General features: G+C 45.4%; 25 protein-coding genes. 11 read left to right on the top strand and 14 right to left on the bottom strand.

The window, feature by feature from the left end:
* Positions 1-37 precede the first annotated feature (37 nt).
* The gene (locus G9G54_RS17070) at positions 38-1753 is read left to right on the top strand and encodes an oxidoreductase (RefSeq protein ID WP_165179037.1); all 1716 of its coding nucleotides are present in this window, start codon (positions 38-40) and stop codon (positions 1751-1753) included.
* A 76-nt stretch (positions 1754-1829) separates the two neighbouring features.
* On the opposite strand, the gene G9G54_RS17065 is transcribed toward G9G54_RS17070, so the two are convergent.
* Both G9G54_RS17065 and G9G54_RS17060 read right to left on the bottom strand, forming a co-directional pair.
* Positions 1830-2201, bottom strand: coding sequence for a MerR family transcriptional regulator (locus tag G9G54_RS17065; RefSeq protein ID WP_165178964.1), 372 nt, complete (start codon positions 2199-2201; stop codon positions 1830-1832).
* A 115-nt stretch (positions 2202-2316) separates the two neighbouring features.
* Positions 2317-2892, bottom strand: a complete 576-nt coding sequence (locus tag G9G54_RS17060; RefSeq protein WP_238808166.1) for a hypothetical protein — start codon at positions 2890-2892, stop codon at positions 2317-2319.
* Positions 2893-3213: 321 nt separating this feature from the next.
* On the opposite strand from G9G54_RS17060, the gene G9G54_RS17055 reads away from it, so the two are divergent.
* Complete coding sequence (locus G9G54_RS17055) at positions 3214-3678, top strand: AbrB/MazE/SpoVT family DNA-binding domain-containing protein (protein WP_013308700.1); 465 nt, start codon at positions 3214-3216, stop codon at positions 3676-3678.
* 498 nt (positions 3679-4176) lie between these two features.
* Positions 4177-4740 (top strand): hypothetical protein, encoded by a 564-nt coding sequence (locus tag G9G54_RS17050; protein ID WP_165178963.1) that lies wholly within the window; start codon positions 4177-4179, stop codon positions 4738-4740.
* A gap of 175 nt (positions 4741-4915) precedes the next feature.
* Here G9G54_RS17050 and G9G54_RS17045 read toward each other — a convergent pair whose 3' ends face one another.
* The gene (locus G9G54_RS17045) at positions 4916-5482 is read right to left on the bottom strand and encodes an NAD(P)H-dependent oxidoreductase (protein WP_165178962.1); all 567 of its coding nucleotides are present in this window, start codon (positions 5480-5482) and stop codon (positions 4916-4918) included.
* Positions 5483-5895: 413 nt separating this feature from the next.
* On the opposite strand from G9G54_RS17045, the gene G9G54_RS17040 reads away from it, so the two are divergent.
* From G9G54_RS17040 to G9G54_RS17025, 4 genes are all read left to right on the top strand, one after another.
* Entirely contained in the window at positions 5896-6807 is a 912-nt protein-coding gene (locus G9G54_RS17040) for a helix-turn-helix transcriptional regulator (RefSeq protein WP_165178961.1), read from the top strand.
* A gap of 88 nt (positions 6808-6895) precedes the next feature.
* Complete coding sequence (locus G9G54_RS17035; protein WP_165178960.1) at positions 6896-7246, top strand: nuclear transport factor 2 family protein; 351 nt, start codon at positions 6896-6898, stop codon at positions 7244-7246.
* A 33-nt stretch (positions 7247-7279) separates the two neighbouring features.
* Complete coding sequence (locus G9G54_RS17030; protein ID WP_165178959.1) at positions 7280-7567, top strand: DUF1330 domain-containing protein; 288 nt, start codon at positions 7280-7282, stop codon at positions 7565-7567.
* Between the two features lie 84 nt (positions 7568-7651).
* Complete coding sequence (locus G9G54_RS17025) at positions 7652-8446, top strand: SDR family oxidoreductase (protein WP_165178958.1); 795 nt, start codon at positions 7652-7654, stop codon at positions 8444-8446.
* Positions 8447-8558: 112 nt separating this feature from the next.
* On the opposite strand, the gene G9G54_RS17020 is transcribed toward G9G54_RS17025, so the two are convergent.
* From G9G54_RS17020 to G9G54_RS16995, 7 genes are all read right to left on the bottom strand, one after another.
* Positions 8559-9977, bottom strand: a complete 1419-nt coding sequence (locus tag G9G54_RS17020) for an aldehyde dehydrogenase family protein (RefSeq protein ID WP_165178957.1) — start codon at positions 9975-9977, stop codon at positions 8559-8561.
* A 42-nt stretch (positions 9978-10019) separates the two neighbouring features.
* On the bottom strand, positions 10020-10448 hold the full coding sequence (locus tag G9G54_RS17015; protein WP_061831288.1) for a universal stress protein: 429 nt from the start codon (positions 10446-10448) through the stop codon (positions 10020-10022).
* A gap of 27 nt (positions 10449-10475) precedes the next feature.
* Positions 10476-11687, bottom strand: coding sequence for an MFS transporter (locus G9G54_RS17010; RefSeq protein WP_165178956.1), 1212 nt, complete (start codon positions 11685-11687; stop codon positions 10476-10478).
* Positions 11688-11727: 40 nt separating this feature from the next.
* Entirely contained in the window at positions 11728-12183 is a 456-nt protein-coding gene (locus G9G54_RS17005; protein ID WP_165178955.1) for a MerR family transcriptional regulator, read from the bottom strand.
* Positions 12184-12533: 350 nt separating this feature from the next.
* Complete coding sequence (locus G9G54_RS25750) at positions 12534-12635, bottom strand: hypothetical protein (protein WP_014599460.1); 102 nt, start codon at positions 12633-12635, stop codon at positions 12534-12536.
* A 113-nt stretch (positions 12636-12748) separates the two neighbouring features.
* Positions 12749-13333 carry a TetR/AcrR family transcriptional regulator gene (locus tag G9G54_RS17000; RefSeq protein ID WP_165179036.1) on the bottom strand — a complete coding sequence of 195 codons (585 nt, stop codon included), beginning with the start codon at positions 13331-13333 and terminating at the stop codon, positions 12749-12751.
* Between the two features lie 200 nt (positions 13334-13533).
* Positions 13534-14145 (bottom strand): pyridoxamine 5'-phosphate oxidase family protein, encoded by a 612-nt coding sequence (locus G9G54_RS16995; RefSeq protein WP_165178954.1) that lies wholly within the window; start codon positions 14143-14145, stop codon positions 13534-13536.
* 115 nt (positions 14146-14260) lie between these two features.
* Here G9G54_RS16995 and pdxR point away from each other — a divergent pair, with 115 nt between their 5' ends.
* Positions 14261-15799 carry a MocR-like pyridoxine biosynthesis transcription factor PdxR gene (pdxR, locus tag G9G54_RS16990; protein ID WP_165178953.1) on the top strand — a complete coding sequence of 513 codons (1539 nt, stop codon included), beginning with the start codon at positions 14261-14263 and terminating at the stop codon, positions 15797-15799.
* Between the two features lie 122 nt (positions 15800-15921).
* Entirely contained in the window at positions 15922-16350 is a 429-nt protein-coding gene (locus G9G54_RS16985; RefSeq protein WP_165178952.1) for a DUF1259 domain-containing protein, read from the top strand.
* 332 nt (positions 16351-16682) lie between these two features.
* Here the strand turns inward: G9G54_RS16985 and G9G54_RS16980 are convergent, their stop codons facing one another.
* Complete coding sequence (locus tag G9G54_RS16980; RefSeq protein WP_103046944.1) at positions 16683-17321, bottom strand: pentapeptide repeat-containing protein; 639 nt, start codon at positions 17319-17321, stop codon at positions 16683-16685.
* Positions 17322-17472: 151 nt separating this feature from the next.
* Between G9G54_RS16980 and G9G54_RS16975 the strand changes: the two genes are divergently transcribed.
* On the top strand, positions 17473-20772 hold the full coding sequence (locus G9G54_RS16975) for a DUF5695 domain-containing protein (protein WP_165178951.1): 3300 nt from the start codon (positions 17473-17475) through the stop codon (positions 20770-20772).
* 269 nt (positions 20773-21041) lie between these two features.
* Here the strand turns inward: G9G54_RS16975 and G9G54_RS16970 are convergent, their stop codons facing one another.
* The gene (locus G9G54_RS16970; RefSeq protein ID WP_165178950.1) at positions 21042-22088 is read right to left on the bottom strand and encodes a hypothetical protein; all 1047 of its coding nucleotides are present in this window, start codon (positions 22086-22088) and stop codon (positions 21042-21044) included.
* 173 nt (positions 22089-22261) lie between these two features.
* Here G9G54_RS16970 and G9G54_RS16965 point away from each other — a divergent pair, with 173 nt between their 5' ends.
* Positions 22262-22660 carry a hypothetical protein gene (locus tag G9G54_RS16965; RefSeq protein ID WP_165178949.1) on the top strand — a complete coding sequence of 133 codons (399 nt, stop codon included), beginning with the start codon at positions 22262-22264 and terminating at the stop codon, positions 22658-22660.
* 407 nt (positions 22661-23067) lie between these two features.
* Here the strand turns inward: G9G54_RS16965 and G9G54_RS16960 are convergent, their stop codons facing one another.
* Positions 23068-23895 carry a carbohydrate ABC transporter permease gene (locus tag G9G54_RS16960; protein ID WP_165178948.1) on the bottom strand — a complete coding sequence of 276 codons (828 nt, stop codon included), beginning with the start codon at positions 23893-23895 and terminating at the stop codon, positions 23068-23070.
* Positions 23892-24776, bottom strand: a complete 885-nt coding sequence (locus G9G54_RS16955) for a carbohydrate ABC transporter permease (RefSeq protein WP_023986930.1) — start codon at positions 24774-24776, stop codon at positions 23892-23894. The genes G9G54_RS16960 and G9G54_RS16955 overlap by 4 nt, the downstream gene beginning before the upstream one ends.
* Between the last annotated feature and the right edge of the window lie 14 nt (positions 24777-24790).

Raw genomic sequence — 24790 nt, 5'->3', positions numbered from 1 at the left:
CCATCATGAAGACACCAGTTGTACATGACCCCACGAGCTGCAGCGGATTCATGCATACGGCACAAAAATATTTCTACAATTATCCGCAGGCTTTGGACGGGTAAGCATCCCTTCAATTGTAGGTAAAACGGCTGTCGCTCCCTCTCCTATCCCTCATCGCTGGCTTCCCGATGTAATCTGTCGTGAGCTAACTATCGATGAAATTCACACCTACGTCAGAAAATTTGCAGAATCTGCGGCTATTGTCAAAAAGGCAGGCTTTGACGGTATTGAAATCCATGCGGTTCATGAAGGCTATTTACTGGATCAATTTGCGATTTCTTTCTTTAACCATCGGAAAGACCAATACGGCGGAAATCTGAGAAACCGCTTAAGATTTGCCATAGAGATCGTCCAAGCCATCAAAGCCGAATGTGGACAGGATTTCCCGGTATCCCTTCGATACAGCATCAAAAGCTTTATTAAAGATTGGCGTCAGGGCGGATTGCCAGGCGAAGAGTTTCAAGAACAGGGACGGGATATTGAAGAAGGAATTGAAGCGGCCAAAATATTAGAGGAAGCTGGATATGATGCTTTTAATGGTGATGTTGGTTCGTACGATTCATGGTATTGGGCACATCCACCAATGTATCAGGAAAAAGGACTCTATCTTCCTTATAACAAAATTTTAAAAACCATTCTAAAGGTACCTGTCATTACTGCTGGCAGATTGGATAATCAAGACTTGGCCAGCAAGGCTATACGTGAAGGAAAAACCGATATGATTGCACTGGGGCGGCCATTGTTGGCTGATGCTGACATCCCCAACAAAATCAAGGCCGGGAAAATAGAAAAGATTCGTCCTTGCCTCTCCTGCCAGGAGGGCTGCATGGGTCGATTGGCATCTTTTGCAACGATTTCATGTGCCGTTAATCCGGCTTGCGGCAGAGAAAAAGACTATGCACTCGGAAAAGCAGATCAGTCTAAAAAAGTCTTGGTGATCGGTGGAGGACCCGCAGGATGTGAAGCTGCCCGTGTAGCTGCTATTCGCGGACACCACGTTACCTTATTCGATAAAAATAACCGATTGGGAGGTAATCTGATCCCGGGTGGAATTCCAGACTTCAAAGAAGACGATCATTTACTTGCGACCTGGTATGAAGGGGAGCTAAAGGATTTAAAAGTTGACGTTCAATTGAATACCGAGGTTAACCGGACTACCGTAAATGAATATGCAGCAGATGTTGTTATTTTTGCTACCGGCTCCTCTCCCAAAACCTTCTCCATTGGTACATCTACTAAGGTGTATTCCGCAGAAGAAGTTTTGCTTGGGAAAAAAGATCCCGGTGCTTCCACCATAATTGTCGGAGGTGGGCTTGTGGGATGCGAAACTGCACTTTGGCTTGCTGATCAAGGTAAAAAAGTAACGCTGGTGGAAATGCAAGAAGATATTTTAACCGTCGGCGGCCCCCTATGCCATGCAAATGAAGATATGCTGCGTGACCTTGTTGCATACAAGGATATCCATCTCCTGACCAACGCCAAAATTGTCGATGCCAACGATCAAGAATTCGTTCTTCAAAATAAAGATGGTGAAGAAACGATTCTAAACGCAGATTCAGCGATTCTGGCTGTAGGATATACTCCTCAGCAATCGCTTTATGAGGACATCCAAAATGAGGTTTCCGAGTCCTACTTAATCGGCGATGCCAAGCAAGTACAAAATATTATGTATGCTGTCTGGGACGCCTATGAGGTTACTAGAAATATATAGTAGCCCGCTACCTCCAAAGCCGTTTACTATGTAAGCAGGCGGCTTTGGCTTTTTTACCTTTGCAGCAATTGCTTAGTTAAGAGAGGCTTTTCCCCATAACCACATGATCATAAAAAGCTATCTTTTGAATAATTTTCTCCAAATTGTGCTGCGTTTGTGCCACATGTGCTTCCACTTTCTTTTTGTGGGCTACAAGAAAATCTCTTCTCTCTTGGATTGTAGCTTCTCCTTTTACATTTAGCTCAAGGTATGCCTTAATTTCTTCAATAGTCATCCCTGTATCTTTCATAGCCATAAGGAACCTAATCCAATCGATTTGTTTTTCGGTATATACCCTTCTTCCACCTTCATCCCGACCCACATCAGGTAATATGCCTTCTTTTTCATAGTAACGAAGAGTAGATGCGGGCAATCCGCTCTTCATTTGAACTTCTTTAATGGAGTACATAGTTATTCCCCTCCTCGTTCTTTTATTATCTCTTCAAGTCAGCTTTAACGATAAGTATAAGTTTTCATAGTAAAGAGTGCAAAATTAAGATTCCTATATTCGTCTAGCAGAAAAGCTAGCCCTCTCCCTGTCCTTCTTCTCTCAATTTCCCAATATAACTCCTAACATTCTCCTCCGGATGGTTCACTTCCCAATGATCCAACAGCCGATTAACCTCCTCATCCTGAGGATTCAGCCGATAATAAAATATGGCCGCTCGTAATTGGTGATGCTCTTCAACAGGTTCATCGTCGGGCCAGTGGTACTCTTGCTTGCCATTCTCATCGGTAGTCCCTATAGCTCCATCCAGCAAGGGAGAACGGCCTTCTAGGCCTTCACCGCGGGCAATTGCTTTGAGAAAATCGGCATGCTTCATGGCAACATCCGGCGAACAACGGAACAAATTCTCGAAAATATCAAAGGCATCGATCGGATCGTATTCCAGATTCTCAAGGAAATGCCTTTGCAGCAGCGAAGCAACCTTCTTATTGCCCGTCAGTCCAGACAGAAAATAGAACGTGGGCATTTGTGCTTCATAACGAAAATCGTCGACATGGCTGATAATATCGTCCACAATCTGGTCGGTCTGAAGACCTTCACGGGCTAATCGAGTTAGTATCCGCACCGCCTTATACTGCGTCCAATCGTACACACCGAATAGCAGTATCCAAATCGATTGCCACTACAGCTTTCTTATTCTTCTTCCAAAACTGAAATATTCTCATATGTAATTCACAGCTCCTTATCCCGTGTTACTAACAATTTCATTGCCAACTAGAATATTCTTTATGAATATATATCGGAAATTCTTTATAATCTCCTCAACACGTTTCCCCCAATAACAAAACATATTTTGGAAATTACTTGTATACTTTTCAACAGTTTACTAAATATATGCGATTGCTTCTCTAAGCCTATTCTTTTTTATCATAACTATTTAGTATTATAAGGATATAAAAAAGGAGGTTATCATTTGAAAAGTACAGGTATGACACGTCCCCTAGATGCGTTAGGTCGTATCGTTATCCCCAAAGAAATGCGAATTTCCATGGATTATAATGTGGGTGATCCTGTTGAGATTTTTGCAGATGAGGAAACTGGTATTCTCGCCTTTCGAAAATATACTGGGGTGACGTGTAAAATGTGTGGTTCAACAGAACAATTAACTTATTTTAGAGACAGCTTTATTTGCGGGGAATGTATTGAAAGTTTAAAAAAGGGAATACATTTTAGCCCTATCCTAAGACCAGCCAAGTCAGCTTTATCCAACTCACAACGATCTATTAAAGAGCCCAAACGTCTGCGGCGATCGACACAACAGATGATCGAAAGTCTAAAAGAATTAATGCAAAAACACCCCAATGCAGCACAGCACGAATATGCCAAAATACTTGAGGTTTCCCAAGCCCGTATATCCCAGCTCAAAAAAATGCTCTAACTACAGCTTGATACCCTACATAGATATACACCAGAGATTTCATCATGTGTAGCTACTTTTGAACCGTGATACGCAGCATCATAGCTAACCGACAAAACGCATGAACGTCCATGCGAAAATTCCACACTAGGTATAAAGAACCACTGCATGACTTGCAAGCGAGAACGCCTATAAGCAGAAGGCTGTGCTACATTTAATAATGGTTCCTGAATTAAAAAATGACCTTCTTTAATTAGAGAAGGTCATTTCATTTATTTATTCATTTTTCTATAGTAAACCACCGCACACTTCTAATAAAGGCAGCCGTCCAAAAGGGATGGACTGCCTTTTTTAATTAACGGGCTAACAATAGGGACCGTTGCAAAAATGCTCCTTTTTGTACTTTTTTGGGACAATGAATTTTTCCAAAAAAATATCTTGTAGCAACATTGCCCATTCCAACAAGTACGTTTGCACATATGATGTCACAAAATTCAATCTAAAGGAGAGATACACACCTTGTCTAAACATTCTTCTCATCGTTCGATGGGGTCGTTACAACCACATTTTGCAACCACTACTGAAGTGAGTAATTTTGTTAATCTATGGGGAATATTTACTGTGAATGGTCAACAGATCGTTGCTTTCGTAAAAAGCGTAGATCCCACTAATAAATCAATGTTAGTGCTATATCCTAATGGGACACAGTCTTATATTGATGTTACTCAAATCAGTCAGGCACAAGGCCCTTATCCAAGTATGCCTTCTATTCCAGGACAAAGCGGTGGTCAGGGCGGGAGCCAAGGCGGTGGATCGCAGTGGCCTCCTCATGGTCAGGGCGGCGGTCAAGGCGGTGGGTCGCAGTGGTGGCCTCAACATGGTCAAGGTGGCAGTCAGGGCGGTGGGTCGCAGTGGTGGCCTCAACATGGTCAGGGCGGCGGATCGCATTGGCCTCCTCATAATCAAGGCGGTGGTCATCAGGGTAGTGGCTCACAGTGGTGGCCTCCTCATAATCAAGGTGGTGGGGCACAGTGGCCTTCTGGTGGATCTCGTAGCGCCAATCGGAAAAATCGGAAAAACTAATATCCACCCCTTATTGTAGCAATTGCCGCTTGCCATGAGCGAGTGTCGATTGGAACACATTCAATATTGGACCAACCCAAAAGGCATCGCCTGTAGATGCACGCGATGCCTTTTGGTTAGCCACTGGCAACTTCGATTCCCCTAATGCTTAATCCTCTGGCTCTGAACATAAATATTAGGCTTTGCTGGCCATGTCTGCAATCTGGCGAAGCCACTTCTTACGCGTATTTTCATCAGATTGGGGTACCGACTCGAAAAATAGATGATACATGATATCAAGTCCACAATATTCAAATATGCCTTTGTCAGACGTCAAGCGAAGGGCTTGATCCATACCATTGCTGGCATATTCCGCATGTGATTTTCCTTGTGTATTGAGGATAATGGCTTTCTTACCCTTGAGTAATCCCATCTGCACTCCATTTACATATTTATAAGCAAATCCGTAAGAGAATACGCGGTCTATATACCCTTTCATAATGGCTGGCATCCCAGTCCACCAAATCGGATAAATAAGGGTGATTACCTCTGCCCATTGCAAAAATTCCTGTTCCCGTACAACATCTTCTCCGATTCCTTCAATGACCTCGCTGCTGCTAATCACAGGTTGAAAGTTGATTGCATATAGATCACGAACAACCACATCATGTCCTTTTTGCTTCAGCCCCTCGACTGCTGTGGTCAAAATTGCATGATTAAAGCTTCCCTCGGATGGATGTGCGTAAATAATAAGATGCTTCATGTTCTCTCCTCCATTTACTTCAAAATAAGTGATTGATCAATTACTTAACTTCGTACTCCTTCAATTAACTGAATATGCTCAATCCATAGTTCCGATAAAGATACGTTCAGTAAACTTGAGCGGTATTCTGCTCATGAATATCACCTCCGTGCTTGTTAATTCAGTTAGTGATTGATCAATTACTAATGATTGGCCTCAGTATAGTTTATTCCTTTTTACTTTGCAAGTGCTTTTTGTTCAACTTTATATAAAAGATTGTAAAAAGATCTGATCCCAAGGCAGTGTTATTATCGCTGTTCAAAGAAAATAAAGTCCCCCAGTTGATGTCCATTAAGGTGTGATGTCAATAATCACTTAATATGACTTTATAATGTCATGTTATAAGGTGTATGCTACCGAGAGAGGTGAAGCGTATGCCGTTAAGCAGACATTTTGAAATCGTTTATATGTTACTCCATAAGAAAAAAGTGACTGCTGATGAATTGGCAGAGCATTTTGAGGTTTCCACACGAACGATTTATCGGGACATAGATACCTTAAGCGCAGCTGGGATTCCCATCTACAGCAGTAGAGGCAAGGGGGGCGGAATATCATTGATGGAGGGTTATGTCTTTAACACCTCTTTACTGTCCGAGCAGGAACAAGATGATATCTTAATGGCCCTTCAGAGTGTGGCTACAGCTACCATCCCACAGGTAGAAGTAGTGCTAAACAAGTTGAGTAGGCTTTTTAAAAAAGACATGGGAAACTGGATCGAAGTAGATTTTTCGCCATGGGGAAGCCAAAACAGCCAGAGACAGCTATTCACTCTTATACGCAACGCAATAATCACAAACCGTGTTATAAAGTTCCGCTATTATAACGTCGCCGGGGAACAGAGTTATCGTAGCGTCGAACCTGCCAAGCTCTTGTTTAAAGATAAATCCTGGTATGTGGAAGGTTACTGTTTAAATACCGAAAGTCATCGTGTATTTAAGATTAGCCGAATGAAAGAGATTGCAGTTACCGAAACTAGTTATGAGCCAAGAACAGTCGTAGCATCTACAGATACAAAGATGAACGACTTGCTTCATACCATTGAAGTAACTCTTCACATTTCTGCTCAAGGAGCTTACCGCGTATACGATGAATTTGCCGAGAAAACAATTACTCAGAAGGAAGACGGCTCTTATACCGTCACAGCACAATTTCCTGTAGGCAATTGGCTGGACAGTTATCTGCTGTCCTTTGGTCCCCTCCTTATAGAGGTTAGCCCCGAACAAGTACGTACAAGAATATTGTCTCATTTAGAAACGATGAAAAGAAATTTAAATGATCCTCTATAATATGACACCATGTAGTCATATTATTACTGCTATGATGAGTTTGAAGTTATCGCTCACAACATACTCACCATAGGAGGTTGAAGGATCAATGAATCCACATAGAACCCTGCCACCGGCAGTAGAAACTTACTTTACATCAGCGAACAAATCCCAGCTTGAAGTACTTACTTCCGCTTTCGATAAAGATGCGTTGATCTTGGATAATTATCGGGAAATCAAAGGTATGGAAGCCATAAAATCATGGTGTGAAGCAGAAATATTGGGGCCGAATGTCACCTTTGAGATCGTGGATATGGATGACAGTAATAATACCATCGTCGTAATTGCGAAAGTAGACGGAGACTTTGATAAATCAAATCTCCCCGATCCACTCCTACTTAAACATCAATTTCTAGTAAACAACAATAAAATTAAAGAACTGATTATTACACTTCCATAAAGGAATTAAAAAAATAAGAAAGGGACAACGAATATGCCCGCTTATGTTGTTTTTATACGTGAACAGAGTACCGATCAAACTGAACTCCAACTCTATTCTGAGTTGGCACCGGCAGGTTTGGCGGGACATTCCGTCAACCCCCTAGCAATGTATGGCGCATACCAAGTCCTCGAAGGACCCGCTATTGAAGGGCTGGCCATCTTGGAATTCCCCACTTTTGAGGAAGCACAAGCTTGGTACTTTAGTCCAGCCTATCAAAAAGCCCTAAAGCATCGACTGCGCGGAGGGCGGTACCGGGGTGTCATTGTCGATAGTTTGTAAGGTTCGCAAGACAAGTGAACTCGGAGTGGAGATACCTAGAGGTATTTCTCAACCACATTGTAAAATTTAGGAGGAATTATTCGCATGAGTTTTCAATTAGAAAGCATTTTAAGTGAGTTTAAAGGCAAAAGGGCCTTGGTCACAGGCGGTACCAAAGGAATGGGAGAGGCTATTGCTAAGAGACTTACAGCTGCAGGTGCTACCGTAATAACTACGGCTCGAACTACTCCAGTTAATTCAGAAAATCCAGACCTGTTTATTCCAGCCGATATTAGTACGCCTGAAGGTGTAGATAAAGTAGTACACAGTGTTCTTGAGCGCCTAGGCGGTGTAGATATTCTTGTCAACAATGTTGGAGGCTCGTCAGCCCCATCCGGGGGAGCTCTTATCTTGACAGACGAGCATTGGCAGCAAACTTTTAACGCCAATCTGTTTGCTGCCGTCCGTTTAGACCGTGGACTGCTGCCGGCTATGGTGGAAAAGGGTTCCGGTGTTATTATTCATATTTCATCTATTCAACGTCGCTTGCCGCTATATGATGCAACATTGGCTTATGCTGCAGCCAAAGCAGCTTTAACTACTTACAGCAAAGGGTTATCCAAGCAGTTTTCGCCTCAAGGCATTCGTATTAATACAGTTGCGCCAGGCTTTATCGAAACGAAGGCAGCACAAAGTTTGATTGATCGGATTGCTGAAACGACAGGTGACCGAGAAAGTGCATTAAAGCAACTGATGGACTCGTTGGGAGGAATTCCAATTGGTCGTCCAGGACTACCAGAAGAAGTCGCTGAGCTTGTTGCTTTTCTGGTATCCGACCGGGCCGCTTCAATTACAGGAAGTGAATATAATATTGACGGTGGAACAGTTCCAACGGTCTAAAACTTTATTTTCATCTGACAATCGCGCAAAAGGTGAAAAAAATGCCCATCTAATGAGCAGACATACGCAAAACGTATTATCTATGTCCATCAGATAGGCTTTTATATAACTACTACCGTTTAATAACGACCAGCTTTGTTTCCAGCATTTCTTCCATGGCATACTTTACGCCTTCTCGTCCAGTGCCGCTTTGCTTCACACCACCATACGGCATATGGTCAACACGGAAGCTTGGAATGTCATTGATCATCACGCCGCCCACCTCAAGCTTGTCCGCTGCATCCAGCGCAGTCGTGATATCACGCGTGTAAATTCCCGCCTGCAGGCCATAGATCGAATCATTCACATGGTGTACGGCTTCATCTATAGAGCTAACAGAATGAATCAGCACAAGCGGGGCAAACACTTCACGACAGGACACCTTGGAAGTCGGGTCCACATTAAGCAAAACCGTCGGCTTCAAAATACCCTCCTTGGCTTGGCCACCCAGAGCGATCCTCGCACCTGCTTGAACCGCTTCTTCCAGCCACTCACGGACACGTTCGACATCCTTGGCTGAAATAAGCGCGGATACATCCGTGTCCGGCTCTAGCGGATCTCCAATTTTTAAACGTTGAGTCGCTTCTATAAATCGGGATACAAAGGTATCATACAGTTCATTAACAACGTAAATACGCTGAACCGATATACACACCTGTCCCTGATTGGCAAAAGCTCCGCTCACACAGCGGTCGATGACCGCGTCCACATCCGTATCACGGTCGATAATAACAGCCGCGTTGGAACCCAGCTCCAGCGTGACCCGCTTCAAGCCGGCCTTGGAGCGAATTTCTGTACCGACCGCCGGGCTACCGGTAAAGGTGATATAGCTGACGCGTGGATCAGTGACAAGTACGTCGCCAATGGTTTTACCATCGCCGCTGATCACGTTAAGAGCACCCGCAGGCAATCCAGCCTGCTCCAGCAGCTCCGCAATCAAGTAAGCCGACAACGGCGTCTGCTCCGCAGGCTTTAATACGACCGTATTGCCTGCTGCCAGCGCGGGACCCACTTTATGAGCGACCAGATTCATCGGGAAGTTAAATGGTGTAATAGCTCCGACTACCCCTACTGGTTCTTTGAGCGTGTAGGCCATACGACCCTCGCCGCCCGGTGCGGCATCCAGCCGAATGGTTTCCCCGTGAATCCGTTTGGCTTCTTCAGCTGCGAACTTGTAGGTTTGCACCGTCCGATCAACCTCCGCCAGCGCAGCCTTCCATGGTTTGGACGCTTCACGTGCAATGATGCGCGCTGCATCCTCACGCCGCTCTTCCAGCAGGTTAGCCAACTTCTCCAAAATGGCTGACCGCTGGTGCGCTGGCATGGCCCGCATCTCTGAGCGTGCATCAGAGGCCGCTTGAATAGCAGCCTTGGCATCCTCTGACGTGGCCTCTGCCACCTCAGCAATGATTTCCCCGGAATACGGTGATTTCAACGTCGTGTACGATGAAGCAGCTTTCCATTCTCCACCAATAAATAAATGCTGCTGCATGCTTTTCCCTCCTTCTCTTGATATCAACGTTCCTTTTACCATCTATTTTACCGTCAACACCGGACAAGGTGCATGCTGAATCACCTGATGGCTCACACTACCCAGTATCATTTCGGAAACAAGTCCTTTGCCCCGCGTCCCCATAATGATCAAATCCGTCTTTTCCTGCTTTGCACTTTCGCAAATGACACTGGCCGGATCACCGTGACCCGCCAGCATACGGTAAGAAATACCCTCGTCCTTCAAATAGTCGGATGCAGGTTCTAAGATATGACGACCTTCCTCTTCGATCCGCTCATCCACATCAACCCCAACCGGCGGCTCATTCATGGATAAAGCCGGGTTTACATGCAATACAGTCAGATGCGGATTCCCCTGAAGCTGCTTAGACAACGTTTTGGCTGTCTCCAACGCCTTCATCGCGTGTTCCGAACCGTCAATCGCGACTAGAATATGTTTGTACTCGCTCATACTCTTTTCCTCCTCAGAAGTCCAATTTTAGTGTGCATCCACTTGAATATCCTGCATATGTCGACGACGTACGATCAGCACAGCTACACCAATCAGTACCATCAATGCTCCAAAATAAAACGGGGTTTCTGCTGAGTACCACTCTGACAGCTTCCCTGCAAGCCACGGCGAAATTGCCCCGCCCAAAAACCGCATGAAGCTGTAGGCCGCAGATGCTGTCGAGCGCTCCACTGGAGCAGCCTGCATAACAGCAGTTGTAATCAATGTATTGTTAATTCCCAGAAAAACACCAGCTACAATGACGGCGACAATGACAGTCGTTGGCGAACCAGCTATCGTTCCAATCGCCATAACACCTAAATCAATGGCAAACAGCGTCAGCATGATACTAATGGAAGATACCACGCTCAAGCGTGCTTGAATCTTCGGTGCTACAAACACCGAGGTAAAGGCCAACATAATTCCCCAGCCAAAAAACACATAACCTAAACCATGCTCGTCCAGATTCATTACATATGGAGAATACGCCATCAACGTAAAAAATCCAAAGTTATATAACAACGCTACAATACCGAGCGTGAGCAAAGCCGGATAACTGAGCGCTTTGAACGGATCGGCAATGGAACCGCGTTTTTTGGGCTTTGGAATCGAAGGCAGCATAAACGTAATGAACAAAAATCCCACTACCATCAGTCCGGCTACACCGAAAAACGGACCGCGCCAGGAAATGGAACCTAACTCACCGCCCAACAACGGCCCCACTGAAATCCCAAGGCCCAATGCCGCTTCATACAAAATAATTGCTTTAGCTGTTCCAGAAGTGGACAGACCTACAATCGCAGACAACGCTGTTGCGATAAACAAAGCGTTCCCCAAACCCCAGCCTGCCCGGTAGCCCACAATTCCGCCAACTGTATTGGCTGTGCCGCCCAGTCCGGCAAACACAATAATAAACAAAATCCCGGTTAGTAGTGTCCATTTGACACCCAATCGACTAGATACAACGCCCGTAATCAGCATCGCAACGCCTGTTACCAGATTATAGCTGGTGAACAGCAATGACACTTGGCTTTTCGTAGCATGAAGCTGATCAGCAATGGCCGGAAGAATCGGATCGACCAATCCCAGACCCATAAATGAAATAACACAAGCAAAGGCGACTGCCCATACCGCTTTCGGTTGAGACAGCAAGCCTGAGCGTTCTTTTAACTCTTCAGGTAATGCATGTTGTGAACTCATATTATGATGTTACCTCCACATCTGAATGTAAATGTTCTTGTTATGACGGGTCGTGATTAAGTTCCTCATCCAGAAGAACCTTGCGTTCACGCACCCTAACCCGCAACTCCTCCAGCTCAGTCTGGAGCATACGGATGCTGTTGATTTTTCCCTCCATTAATTCCAACTGTTCGTTCAATGTACTTTCCATATCCTCCAACATGGCCCGTCGCTCGTTCGGTTGCAAATGCTCTGTTCGCTCGCGATATTCCTCCCGCTGACCCTTAAGCATTTCCGCTGCGGACATGTAACGCTGAAGCTCTTGCAAGGAGAATCCAAGTACTTCCTTGGCACTCACTATTTTTTTTAGTAAATCCACATCCTCCTGCGAATACAGGCGCATATTCCCTTCACTGCGCTGCGGAGAGGGCAATAAGCCGATTTCCTCATAATAACGAATGGTTCGCTTCGTCAGACCACTTTGCTTGGCGACCTCATCAATTTTATACGTAACCATGACACCCACCTTATGAAAAAGATTATATATAAATACTACGCCTCTATAACGTTAACGTCAACGTAAACTTTGATATAAAAAAGGAACCGCCTCTATTAGAGACGGTTCCTAGTTTGGCTTGCACGGTCATAGACCCGAGCATCGGTGCTCAAGCCCATGAATATCGCTTTAGATGAAAATGGTACGTGTGATGATAACCAACAAAATGAAGAGTACCAGAATGACACCAGTGGAAGTAAACATGTTGTAGCCACCACCACCGCAACCTCTTTCTACTTCACCCATCTTAAGTTCCTCCTCCCTCTGTCGATTACAACAAATCGCCCGAAATCAGATTCATGAGCTACGAATTAGATGACGAATGCTTTGGAAATAATAACGAGCAGAATGAAAAGTACCAGAATCGCTCCTGTAGATGTAAAAGCTCCATAACCAGCGCCTACTCCAGACATGGTGATTCCTCCCTTCATGGTTTACAAGAGCATCTTATGCTTATGCCATCATTCATGATAGGGACAAATGCCGCACCAACCGCCCAAATCTAGGTTGGGGTTGTACTGTCCTGTTATTCTTCGGACCCGAGCATGCCGTGATACAGGAGGTTTCGTGCCTGCTTGGCAAGCACAGACGGACTTTCACGTCCAGGCAGCAATTTAGTTAACGTCAGCCGTTCAATCAAGCCGATCACGCATTCTGCTGTTAGTTCAGGGTCCAGTTCCTCACAGCAGGAGCCCCATCGTTGCGCCGCCAGCAGATGCTTTTTGATATGCTCGGCCATTTCCGCCTTAATGCGCACCGAGTCTGCCGCCTGGTAAAAACCGACACGAGTGATCGCCGGATTATTAGACAACACACGAAAAATAGCTTCCAGAAACACCTGTCCCCGTCTCAAAATTTCAGCCTCGCTTAGGTCTGGGCCTATCTTCATGCTTTGTACCGTATCATTCACCAAAGTACGAAAGCTCTCCACAAGCTCCTCATACATTTGTTCCTTGCTTTCAAAATGAATATAAAAATCCGGCTGCGTCAATCCTGCACGTGCCGCGATCGAACTTACCTTAGTCTGATAAAACCCCGTCTGAGCGAACTCTTCAGCCCCCGCTTCCAGTAACAACCTTCGACTTTCCCGACTTCTGACTCCTGCTCTCATCACGGTCTTGCCCCCTTACGCCACAAATCTATCGTATTATAAAGTTCCTTTGCAGTAAGAACAACGGGCTTGAGGATGAAATATACCTGTCCTTCAAAAGTCCTAATACAGAAGGACTGAAAGTTTTGGAAAATCAAGGGCATCTCCCTACAAGGTATAATTAACCAATCTGACGGTGAGCGAGCAGGAATTTATTACGCTCAGTGATGAGGACAATATTTGCGCATCATCTCAATCGTTGTCAGATCATCATCTAGCCCCCGTTGTTGCAAGCCGTCGATAATCTGCTGACGTTCCTGATCTTTTACATTTTGACCAAATTTAAACTTGGAAGTCCATTCCTCTGGTACAATTTTGATCAGAGCGACCCCTTTCAAGCGTGAAGCATACCGAGAATCGCTGGCATCAATCGTGTCATACCCGCCTTCCGGTTGCAGCTTACTCATAAAAATGGAAAAGGCCGATGCTTTTTCTTCCAAATCCACTACATGCTCCGCATGACCACGCACAGTAATACTTTTAAAAAATGATGTCGCAGGACATGCCATATGTTCATCCGTAAAATAAGACGGAATGAGCGCATATTCTTTGGCGGCTGAAAAAGTAACCCGATTATCTTCTTTCATCCGTTCCATCTTTTCTCCAGCACGGCTGCCATGAATATAAAAAACGCCGTTTCCATAAGCGAAATTCAAGGGAACCACACGCGGAAAACCATCCTCGCTGTTCATGCCTAAAAATCCGAAACTGACCTCGCTCAGAAACTGCTCTATTTCCTCTTGTTCTGCCACCGTAAATTCTTTTCTTCTCACAGGGAACTCTCCTTCCATCTATTGACCAATGATACATTTCAGATTATGTTGAAAATGGATTCATAAAAAGATCCAATATGAATGAAAATGAGTGGTCCAATCGAAGGAGAAGAGTATGGATATTACAATTGCTTATCAGCGTGCGCTTCAAAAGTATCATTTAAAATATTTGGCATTGTATCATGCTCTTCGTGAGGGAATCCTCAATGGTTCCCTTGCCAGTGGTATGCGTCTGCCTTCCACTCGTGATCTGGCTGTGATGTATGGAATTTCGCGAGGGAGCGTTAAAGAGGCATACGATATGCTGTTGGCAGAAGGATATGTAGACTCGGCAGTAGGCAGAGGAACCTTTGTTATGCAACAGACAGCGACGCTGCCCGACAAATCTCTAATCAGCCAGCAGAACCAAAATTCACCTCTCGCAAAACAAAAAGCCCCTGCTCTATCAGCATGGGGACAACGAATCATGCAGATCGAAAGGGAACGAAACTTACAGTCGTCTCCTGCTTCTGCTACAGATAGAGACAGTGCGCAACCGCCTTTGATTTCTTTCCAGGCAGGAGAAGTTGTATTGGAGGGCAATTCACAGATCGCATGGAAAAGCGCAATGACTGCCGCTGGAAAAGATCTGCAAAGGCCCTCGGCTGATACGACGACTGCACCCGTGAACGGTGATGAATGGCTGCGCGAAGCGATTTGCCATCATGTTGGCAGAACACGCGGAATAACGGCTACCCCGGATCAAGTCGTATTATGCAGTGGTTCCATGGAAGTGATCACGTTATTAAGTCAGTTGCTTATTCATGAACAAGATCGAATTGTATTGGAGAATCCCTGTTATTCCGGCATCTATCGTGCAGTTACTGCCTCAGGCGGACAGATACATGCTGCTGAAATGGATCAACATGGAATTGTCCCACAGGATTGGGATTCCAAATTGCTGTTTGTTACGCCGGGACGTCAGTTTCCAACGGGTGCTGTGTTGCCATTAGCACGCCGTCAACACATTTTGCAATGGGCAGCATCCAAAGGAGCGTGGATCATTGAGGACGATTATGACAGTGAATTCCGCTGGGCAGGACGACCCATTGAGCCGTTAAAAGCACTGGATCGCGCGGAATGTGTGATCTATGTCGGTTCCTTTTCCAAAAGCATGTTCAGCAGCCTTCGACTCGGATTTGCGATTCTGCCCGTTGAATTGGCCCAAGCGCTGACAGCTGCCAAACGACTATATGATCCCCTGCCGCCTGCCCGCTTGGAACAGCGCGCACTAGCACGTTTTATGATGCGCGGCGACTATGTACGCCATGTGCGTCGGATGACTCGAATATACAGATCACGCTACGACGTGTTTCAGCGTGAAATACAGCAGTTAAGTGAACTGTTTCACTGGCATCAGAACGATTGCGGACTACATGCCTATTCCATCTGGAAGCATGAGTCTGCCCAGTATCATCATTTGATGCAGACAGCACAATTTTACGGAGTCACATGGCGTGATGCCGCCGATTACCAACTGACACCGGGACCTCCATCAGCCTGCTTTATCTTTGCCCATTTAACGGAGCAACAAATTATTGAAGGGTTTAATCGTCTGCGCCAGGCATGGGACAGTATCAAACATGAGTATCACGGAGCAAAGCTGAGGCTTTAAAAGGGTGCTCCATTCGTACTTTGTATATAGCAAATTAGACTAATGATAAAGAAGACTTACCCTTCCCATTCCCTTACTTTTTCATATGATGCTAGTAATTCAAAAGAATTGGAGTGAGAGAAATGGCAATTAGTCCGCTTTGTAGACAGTTTGCAGCTATATTAAAAGCAACACCTCAAATCATTAACGGAGTTTGTACTGCATCTGCAGTCAGAAATAACATCAAGCCGATCATTTTAGGGAAAAAGACTAGATCCTTTCTTGCAATACCCCAAGCTTTTTCTTTCGAGAGTATTGGCCGTAACGGAAAAGGATTATGTCTTGGTGAAACCGTGATTTTGACCGCAGAAATTAATCCATTTATTTCTCGACTTCGTAAACATGGTGTCAAAGTAACGGCACTGCACAATCACTGGCTATTCGATAACCCCAATCTCTGGTACATCCACTTCGAAAAAGTAGAAAAGCCGCTTGTTTTCGCCACTGAAGTGCGTGACGCGCTTAATGTCTTGACAACGAAGTCTGTACGGCCGGTTATTAAAAAAAAATAAGCTATCAATAAATGCAAGAGATCCGCTTAGGCGGATCTTCAGAGTGTCGAGAAAGTCCAGAGGACTTTTCGACACTTCTATTTTTATATGGGGAGACGCATCTTTTAAAACAAAAATCGATTTAAAACGATCTGAGGACCCTAGTTTTTAGACCACTAAGACAGTTTTAAACCCCCTGCAAAAAAACAGGGGGTTTCTCGACAGCCTGGAGATCCGCTTAGGCGGATCTTTTTTTGTTATGGGCGGAACATAGCCCCCTTACGGATAAGCAAACATCATATTAAACATCTGCGCCAGGCATGGGAGCGTAATAAAAATCAGTGAGGAATCCCTTATTTAATCACTAGCCCCAAAAGGCCCACAAATGATGAAGCCTGATGCGGTGAAATGATGCAGCCATTCAAATCTTCTATATCCACCTGTAACCCATCAAATTCGCAATCGCTCAGATCAATCCCTTTGAGCTTGGACCCGGATAGCACCGCTTGATCCAGATTGCAACGGTTAAAAAAGGTTTTTTGTAGTGTTAAATGATACAGATCGGCACTTATTAAAGAACAATCTTCAAAACCAACTTGCTTAAAATTAGCAAAACGGAACATCGAATAATCCCCTAAGCAATCCGAAAAACGAACGTTTTGGAGCCTGCTTCTGGAAAAGTCTGTTCCAAGCAATTTGCAGTTCCTGAACTCTACCCGATGGATAAAGGAACCGGAAAAATGAACATTAGACAGATCGCATTTATCAAAAATGACGTCTGTCCATTCACTTTCCGGCAATGACGATTCCATGATCGTTACATTTTTAAAAGTCATCTTCTCTAATGAAACCTTAACCGCTTCCACATTATCCAAAATCATATCCTCTACAGACCCCATACGATATTCGCCTTTGGATCGTAAGGAATACATTTCTTCATTTAATACGGGCAAGTCGACAGGAATCTTCGGCAACTCCATTTTAATTTTCATAATACCTCTACCTCCACCATTGAGCGCCCTCTAGGACATTTATATGAATCTATTTTCTATCAATTCTCATACATAGGGTAGCAAAAGTATTTCTCACACATATATTAACGTAGTGAGCACGCTCACGAACCTTTGTTAGGAGGTTGATAGCATGGCAGTACAACTATCTAATCAAGTGTTCTCCATCTCTGTCGGAGATTACGGCGATCTCTCTTCCTTACAGCTGGTAGGGGACACTTTTAATACCAACTATTTCATGAATAGCTCCAACGCACCTAAACAGAATACGTCAGATCATCAGTGGCTGGGTGAACTCATGTTCACCTATCGTCTCGGCAACGGAGCGTGGACTCGGGCATGGACAAGTAATTCTACTGATGCGCGCCAGATCACCTCTTCTGGAAACAGTGTCCAGGTAGCCTATCAGAATTCATCAAACAATCAAGGAATACGTAATTTCATTTTACATGAAACTTATTCGTTGGTTAACGATTATTTGCATTGGCAAATGAAAGTAACAAACACCTCTAATCAAACGCTGGAGATCGGAGATTGGGGACTGCCGCTTCCGTTTAACGAGTACTGGTCCGGTGGCAATAATGAACAAATTTATGAAACCAGAGTACTCTCACACTCCTTTGTAGGCCATAATAGCTCCTTTATTACCGCTGGACGACCTAGCGGCATCGGACCGTATGTACTGCTAATCCCTGATGCCTCAACGGGTGCTGGTCTCGAATATCAGGACCATTGGAGAACTGAGGAGCATCCCGGCAGCACTTGGGCTATGGAGCAAGGCGGCTGGTCCGAAGGACTGAATGTGTTCTATATCCACTCCTATGTCATCAAGAGCACCAACCGTGGTTATCTCGGAAGCACCAGTCTGTCGCTGGCTCCTGGTGAAAGCAAAACGTATGCCTTTAAATTTTATAAAGTAGCGGACGAGCAGGCTGTAAAGGACAGGCTGTACAGTGAGGGACATGTGGATGTGACCGTGGTTCCGGGTATGATTTTCCCGACCAATCTCAAGGCCAAATTCGATCTGCATACCAGCAAATCCATTACCTCTGTCACAGCGCAATATCCGTCCGAAACGACCATCAGCTATCTGGAAACAGCCCCTACAAACCATAAAATATATGAACTTACACTGGGACGACTGGGACATAACAATATTACTGTAAACTATGGTAACGGCGAAAAAACCGTTCTCCAGTTCTATGCCATCGAGCCAGTCGAAGCTGCACTTCAGCGTCACTCTACCTTCATGGTCAACAGCACCCAATGGAACGTGCCGGGCGACCTGAGGGACAAGGTCTTTGATGACTGGATGATGCAATACAAGGCCAAACGAAACAGCTTTGCTGGCTACTGGGGCTGGGGTGATGATTGGGGACTAACTCACGGCCAGTTTCTGGCGGAGAAAAACGTTCAGAAGCCCGTAGTATCTGAAATCAAGGCAGTCGATGATTATTTGGAGGTGGCCATCTGGACGAATTTGATGGAAGGCCATCATACCGATTATCTGGTTCCTGATTTCCTGATGCCCCAGCCTAATACGACACCAACGTACCGGGGCTATGCCTATCCGCACATTTATAATACATTTTTTAGCATGTATAAACTTGCCAAGCTGTATCCCAACCTGATCAGCTATCGCAATAGCAAAAACACATATTTGCTACGTGCTTATCGTATTTTTAAAGCGTTGTATGAAGGCCCTGTTGCTTATAATTGGAACACGGGACTCATGGGTGAGCTAACTACACCTGATATCATTAAAGCGCTTCAGGAAGAAGGCTTGACCACCGAGGCTAACGACCTGATTGCCAAAATGGCTACCAAGTACAACAATTTCAAAAACACCACCTATCCTTATGGCTCTGAGTATAACTATGACAATACAGGCGAAGAAGCCGTATATACACTCGCCAAAATGAACAACAACACGACGATGATGAACAAAATCAACGCCAAAACGCGTGCTGCACGTGGTCATATGCCTGTCTGGTACTATTACGCCGATCCGGTCACAATCACCGGAGAAAATTGGTGGAACTTCCAGTACACGGCCTCGCTGGCAGGCTATGCGATGGATGACTGGACACGTCGTTATTCGTCCAAGCCTGAAGTGGATCAGCGTCTATCCTATGCCGCCAAGCTGGCGAACATCGGGGCGATTAACTCGGGACAGATCAGCTCTGATCCTGCCAATATCGGGGCGGTATCGTGGACATATCAGGCAGGCAAGGGCAATTACGGCGCCCTGGGTCTGGACGGCGGCCCTCTCTTTAACGGATGGCGTGGCATGTCCGGGGAAGCCGATCTAGGGCTGTTTGGAGCCATTAAAATTCTAAGCTCGGATGTTGCTGTCGATCCCATATTCGGTTTGTTCGGTTATGGCTGTGACGTTACAGAAAGCAATAACAGCTATACGGTTACTCCAAAAGACGGCGTATTCCAACGTCTGCATCTGATCACCCAGAAGCTGAGTGTGGAGTTGAACCGGGATCAATATAGCTCGGCCATCGTGTCCAAGTCCAAGAACAATATCCGCCTGACACTGAAAAATATGACCCCAGGCACGACTCATACTACCGTTATGAGCTTGACCGGACTCGCGGCAGGTACGTATGACGTGCTCGTAGACGGCACAAAAACCGGATCAGTCACGGCTGCTAACAGCTCTGCGACCACGGTCAGACTGAATATCGGTACGGCAGCCAACTATGATATCCGTATCCAGTCGAGTACAGACAACCCGTCTCCCGTCGGAGACATTGTAGCCCGTTATGAATTTGACGAAACGGCCGGATCTACCGCAGCCGATTCGTCAGGTTATGGACAGCAGGCCAGTGTAAGTGGAGGCGCGTGGGGAGCCGGACGGAAAGGCAATGCCCTGCACTTTAACGGTACAGACGCCTATGCTAGCCTGCCCGGTGGTATCGTTAGCAGCATAAATGACTTTACGATTGCCGCGTGGGTACGGGTGAACACGCATAACGGCTGGGCACGCCTGTTTGATTTTGGAGCAGGCACGGATCGGTATATGTTTTTGACACCCAAGGCCGAGGGAACCGGTATGCGTTTTGCTATCACCGTCTCGGGGAACGGAGAGGAACAACAGTTGAATGCACCAGAGCTGGCAACAGGGGTTTGGAAGCATGTCGCCGTGACTTTGTCAGGCAATACTGGAATGATGTATCTGGACGGTGTAGAGGCGACGCGTAACACGAACATGACGCTCAAGCCTTCCAGCCTTGGACTGACAGACCGGAACTACATTGGGAAATCCCAGTTTGATGATCCCTACCTGAACGGTGCAGTGGATGAACTGATTATTTACAACAGAGCCCTAACCGCTCAGGAAATTCGGGGCTTGGCCTCGGCAAGCAGCACCATTACAGCCCATGATGTGGGAGCCCATTCATATGCTGAAGGAGCAGATTAGAATATATTCATTCATGCCGTTAACGTTTTAGATTATGAATGATTTGTACCGTGAATGATTTGCGTCGTGAATCATTATCGTCATAAATAATTGGTATCGTGAATGATTCTTCCTATATTAGCTCCACCCCCGGATTACTTAAGTTAAGTCTATAATCAGGGGAGAAATCCGGGGAGATGATACTTCCGAAGCAAGCAGTCCTTCGGAAAGCTTTTAAAGCGACCGCTTTATCGGGACGATCAGCGGCAGCTTTTCCATCTGTAGGACGTTTAGCTTCGTCTAATGCGTGTCGTTCTTGGTCTTAAGCGAACCAGTTCCTCACTGGTGAGTTGCCTAGTATAGGAGCGAGGGGAAGCTCCTGTATCTACCCTCAGTACCCTGCCTGCCCCGTTGGGGCGGGCTACCCGTGTGTTGAATACCTGCATGGCCCACTGCACCGGAAAGGCTATAGATAAGCGACCATCTGCCGTGCCTGCATAGTTGACCGCAGCTGCATAATTATCTGACTGTCTGAGCCATACAGAGCCGGAATCCCCAGGTAGTGATACAGGAGTCGTACCTCTAATAACCGTCTGATCTTCGAAGGTCAGTAAACCCAACTCTCCGCCATAATTGATTTGCAGGTCCGTATAGACGGACTCTACCGTGCCATTGACCCGTCCGGTCGTACGCCCAACCTTCTTCAATCTTTCTCCTATGCGATATGCGGTAACATGACCTGGAATCGCTCCTACCGTAGCGTAACGCGGATTGAGCAGGTTGTTACGGGTTGGAAGCGAAAGCGCCGCATCAATCAGATTTGTACCGGTGGGATTCAAGCGTACGTAACGATACAGCCTTCCTATACGATCCTGAGTAACCGTCCCCTCATCGGCTCCGCCTGGCTGTATTGTAGCCTCCCGATTGTCTGTATTGGAGGGATTGAGGACATGGTTATTGCTAAAAAGATAACGCGTCGCCGGCGCTCCAGTTGGGGCAACGATGAGTCCGGTTGAACCGGAGCCTTCAATCGTCCCGACACTGTAGCCGGCGATGACCGGGCGTATGCGCACTTTGTAGTCCGTGGCATTGGCTCTGATCATTCCAGTTTTTACAATTCGGACTGGAACGTTCGTTTTCTTTCCTAAGGCGGTGGCCGACAGGAGTCCAGTAGAGGCCGACGCTAGACGGTCCGTATACACAATGACAGCGGCTCCCTTTTTGGGATGGGCAGGGTCCCTGTATCCTACGCCAATGCCGTGGACACCGGGCATTTTTAAGACTCGCTTGGCCATCCGCTTTTTCACTTGAAGCGCGGCCGAGAAGGTAGCCAACATAATCATCTCCTTTTACATTCAGATGAAATATTGTATGGCTAGAGACGCTTCACGTTCCATTTGATCTTACGATCGCTGTATTGAAAAGCATATGAAAGCATTCCAAAAAATGGTATACTCATTTTCGAAATTGACATCTTATCATTGGATTTTAATGTTCAAGGAGGTACTTTATGTTTTCAATCATGTTGACATACAGCATACAAGCAATTGTAATTTTACTAATTATCTTTGAAATGTTGAGAAAAAACAGAAAAAAAATAGGTTGGGGATCACTTTCACTGCTTTTATCTCTTCTTGGCATGGTTGTTTCTTTCGAGTTTGGCAATTACATATTGGGAGACCAGCTGCTTTCCTTTTTAGGATTGCCCGCCTGGTCTAACAGTGTTGATAATACTAGGTTTCACTACACCATTTATCTATCCAGTATTTTTTTTATTCCCAGTTTAATCATTGGATATAAAAATCCTAAAGAGTTTGGAGCTACGATCGGAAAACGGGTTTCTAGTATATATCTAACTTTGATCATCATTTCGCTTTTATTTTTTATTATAAGTATTTTCTCGAAGTAACGTTGGATGTGCGTCGTTCCAAAACAAAAGCCTTCCTCAGCGGGGGGTTTCTATTTTATCACATTAATTCCGAACAATCCTGGGTGGGTAATTAGATCAAGGAGCTGATATTATCTATAATTCATTTACCTCCATATTTTTTGCTGCGTTAACTGCAATCTCCCTCATAACGTTGCCAAAATTAGAAGCTAGGGTGAGTAAGAGAACAATGTTGAAAGTGAGAATTTTCATAATAACAACAGTTCTGCTGATCGGAGTCGTGTTGTATATCATTGACCCTCAGTGGTGGATCATTGTAGCCTTTGCAATTTTGTTTGTAACCCTTCCTATCTTTTTATTGAAACGTTGGCGCGAAAAAAGCTGAATCAGAGAAAAAGCCTTCCTTGTTGATAGGAAGGCTTTCCATCTTATCCCTTAACCGCTCCCTCTGCGATGCCCTCCATAATGAATTTCTGAAAGAATGCATAGATCAGGATAACCGGGATGGATGTCAGCACGAGTGCGGCCAGAATAAGCGACCAATCCTTGTTGTACTCTCCAAACAGCATATTGGTCGAGAGAATCAGAGTGTAATGGTTCACATCCGTCAGCATCAACAATGGAAGCAAAAAGTCGTTCCAAATCCACAGAAAATCCAAAATCGCGATGGTAACTGTGATCGGCAGCAGCAAAGGAAATATAATGCGAAAGAACGTTTGGAACTCATTACAGCCGTCCATTTGTGCGGATTCTTCCAGCTCACGCGGGATGGATTTGACGAATCCATGATACAAAAAGATCGCCATATTCACACCCAAGCCGATATAGATCAAGGCCAAGCCGTACGTACTGCCTTGAACGGACAAATCTTTTGCCATTCGTGTAAGCGGTATCATAATAGAGTGAAACGGCACCAGCATCGATGCGACAAACAGGAAGAAAATCGCACTGCTCAGTTTCCCCTGTGTACGAGACAGCTTGTAGCCTGCCAGTGCCGAACAGATCACAATGCCACCAATGCCGATAAAAGAAATAATCGTGGAATTAAGAGCGCTGTTCAGCAAATGAGTCTGATGAAAAGCCTGACTGTAATTTTCAAAGTGAAGCTTCGTCGGCAACGCCGTAAAGGATGCAAACATCTCACCCTGTGTTTTAAGCGAGTTAATTACCGCCATGTAGATTGGGAAGAAGGACACGACAGCGCCCACGCACAAAATCAGCGTAATCAGCAAGGAATTGGCTTTCTTCAGCCTCATGCCTCCACCTCCCTCTTCTTCATGACACGCAGCTGAATCAGGGTGAAAATGAGAACGATTGCGAACAAAATAACGGATTTGGCGCTCGCATAACCATAACGGAAGTTGTTGGAGAACGCCTCCTCATAAATGTTCATCGTAATCACCTGTGTACTGCGCCCTGGCCCCCCGCCAGTCAGTCCGTATACGACCTCATACACCTTGAAGGCACCATTCAGCGTCAGGAAGAAACAGATCGTAATCGCATGAGTAATCATCGGCATCGTCACACTTCGCAATGTCTGAAATGCGTTCGCCCCGTCAATAATAGCAGCCTCCTTCAAGCTTTGTGGTACACCTTGAAGCGCAGCCAGATAGATGATCATCATATAACCGACACCATTCCAGAGCGACACAATAATGATAGAGAAGAAAGATACTTTCGGATCGCCCAGCCACGATTGGCCCAAAAAAGCGATAGCCGTCTTTTCGGCGATCTGTGGCAGCACGGAAGAAAAAACGAAGGTCCACATAAATGCGCTAATAATGGTACTGATCATATTGGGCATGAAAAATATTGTCCGGAAAAATCCTTTGGTACGTGTACGCGACTCAATCAACACTGCCAATGCCAGTGCCAGTACATTTTGCAGCACAATCATCACTAATACGTATTTAAGAGTAAACCAAAGGGAATTGAGAAAATCGGGGTCTTCCTTCAACGATTCCACAAAGTTCCCCAAGCCGATAAAGCTGTAATTGGGATTCAAGCCGTTCCAGTCTGTAAAGCTGTAGTACATGCCGCTGATCGTTGGAATGAGCAGGAAGATAGCGTAAAAGATCAGCGCCGGGGCTGTAAACGCCAGTAGCATGACGTATTTTTTATAGATTTTAAAAGGCATGGAGTCTCTCCCTC

Origin of the sequence: Paenibacillus sp. EKM212P (genome assembly GCF_011066115.1) — a bacterium.
GTDB lineage: Bacteria > Bacillota > Bacilli > Paenibacillales > Paenibacillaceae > Paenibacillus > Paenibacillus polymyxa_B.
The sequence above is the reverse complement of the archived record's forward strand: the minus strand, read 5'-3'. Positions and strand labels throughout refer to the sequence as shown.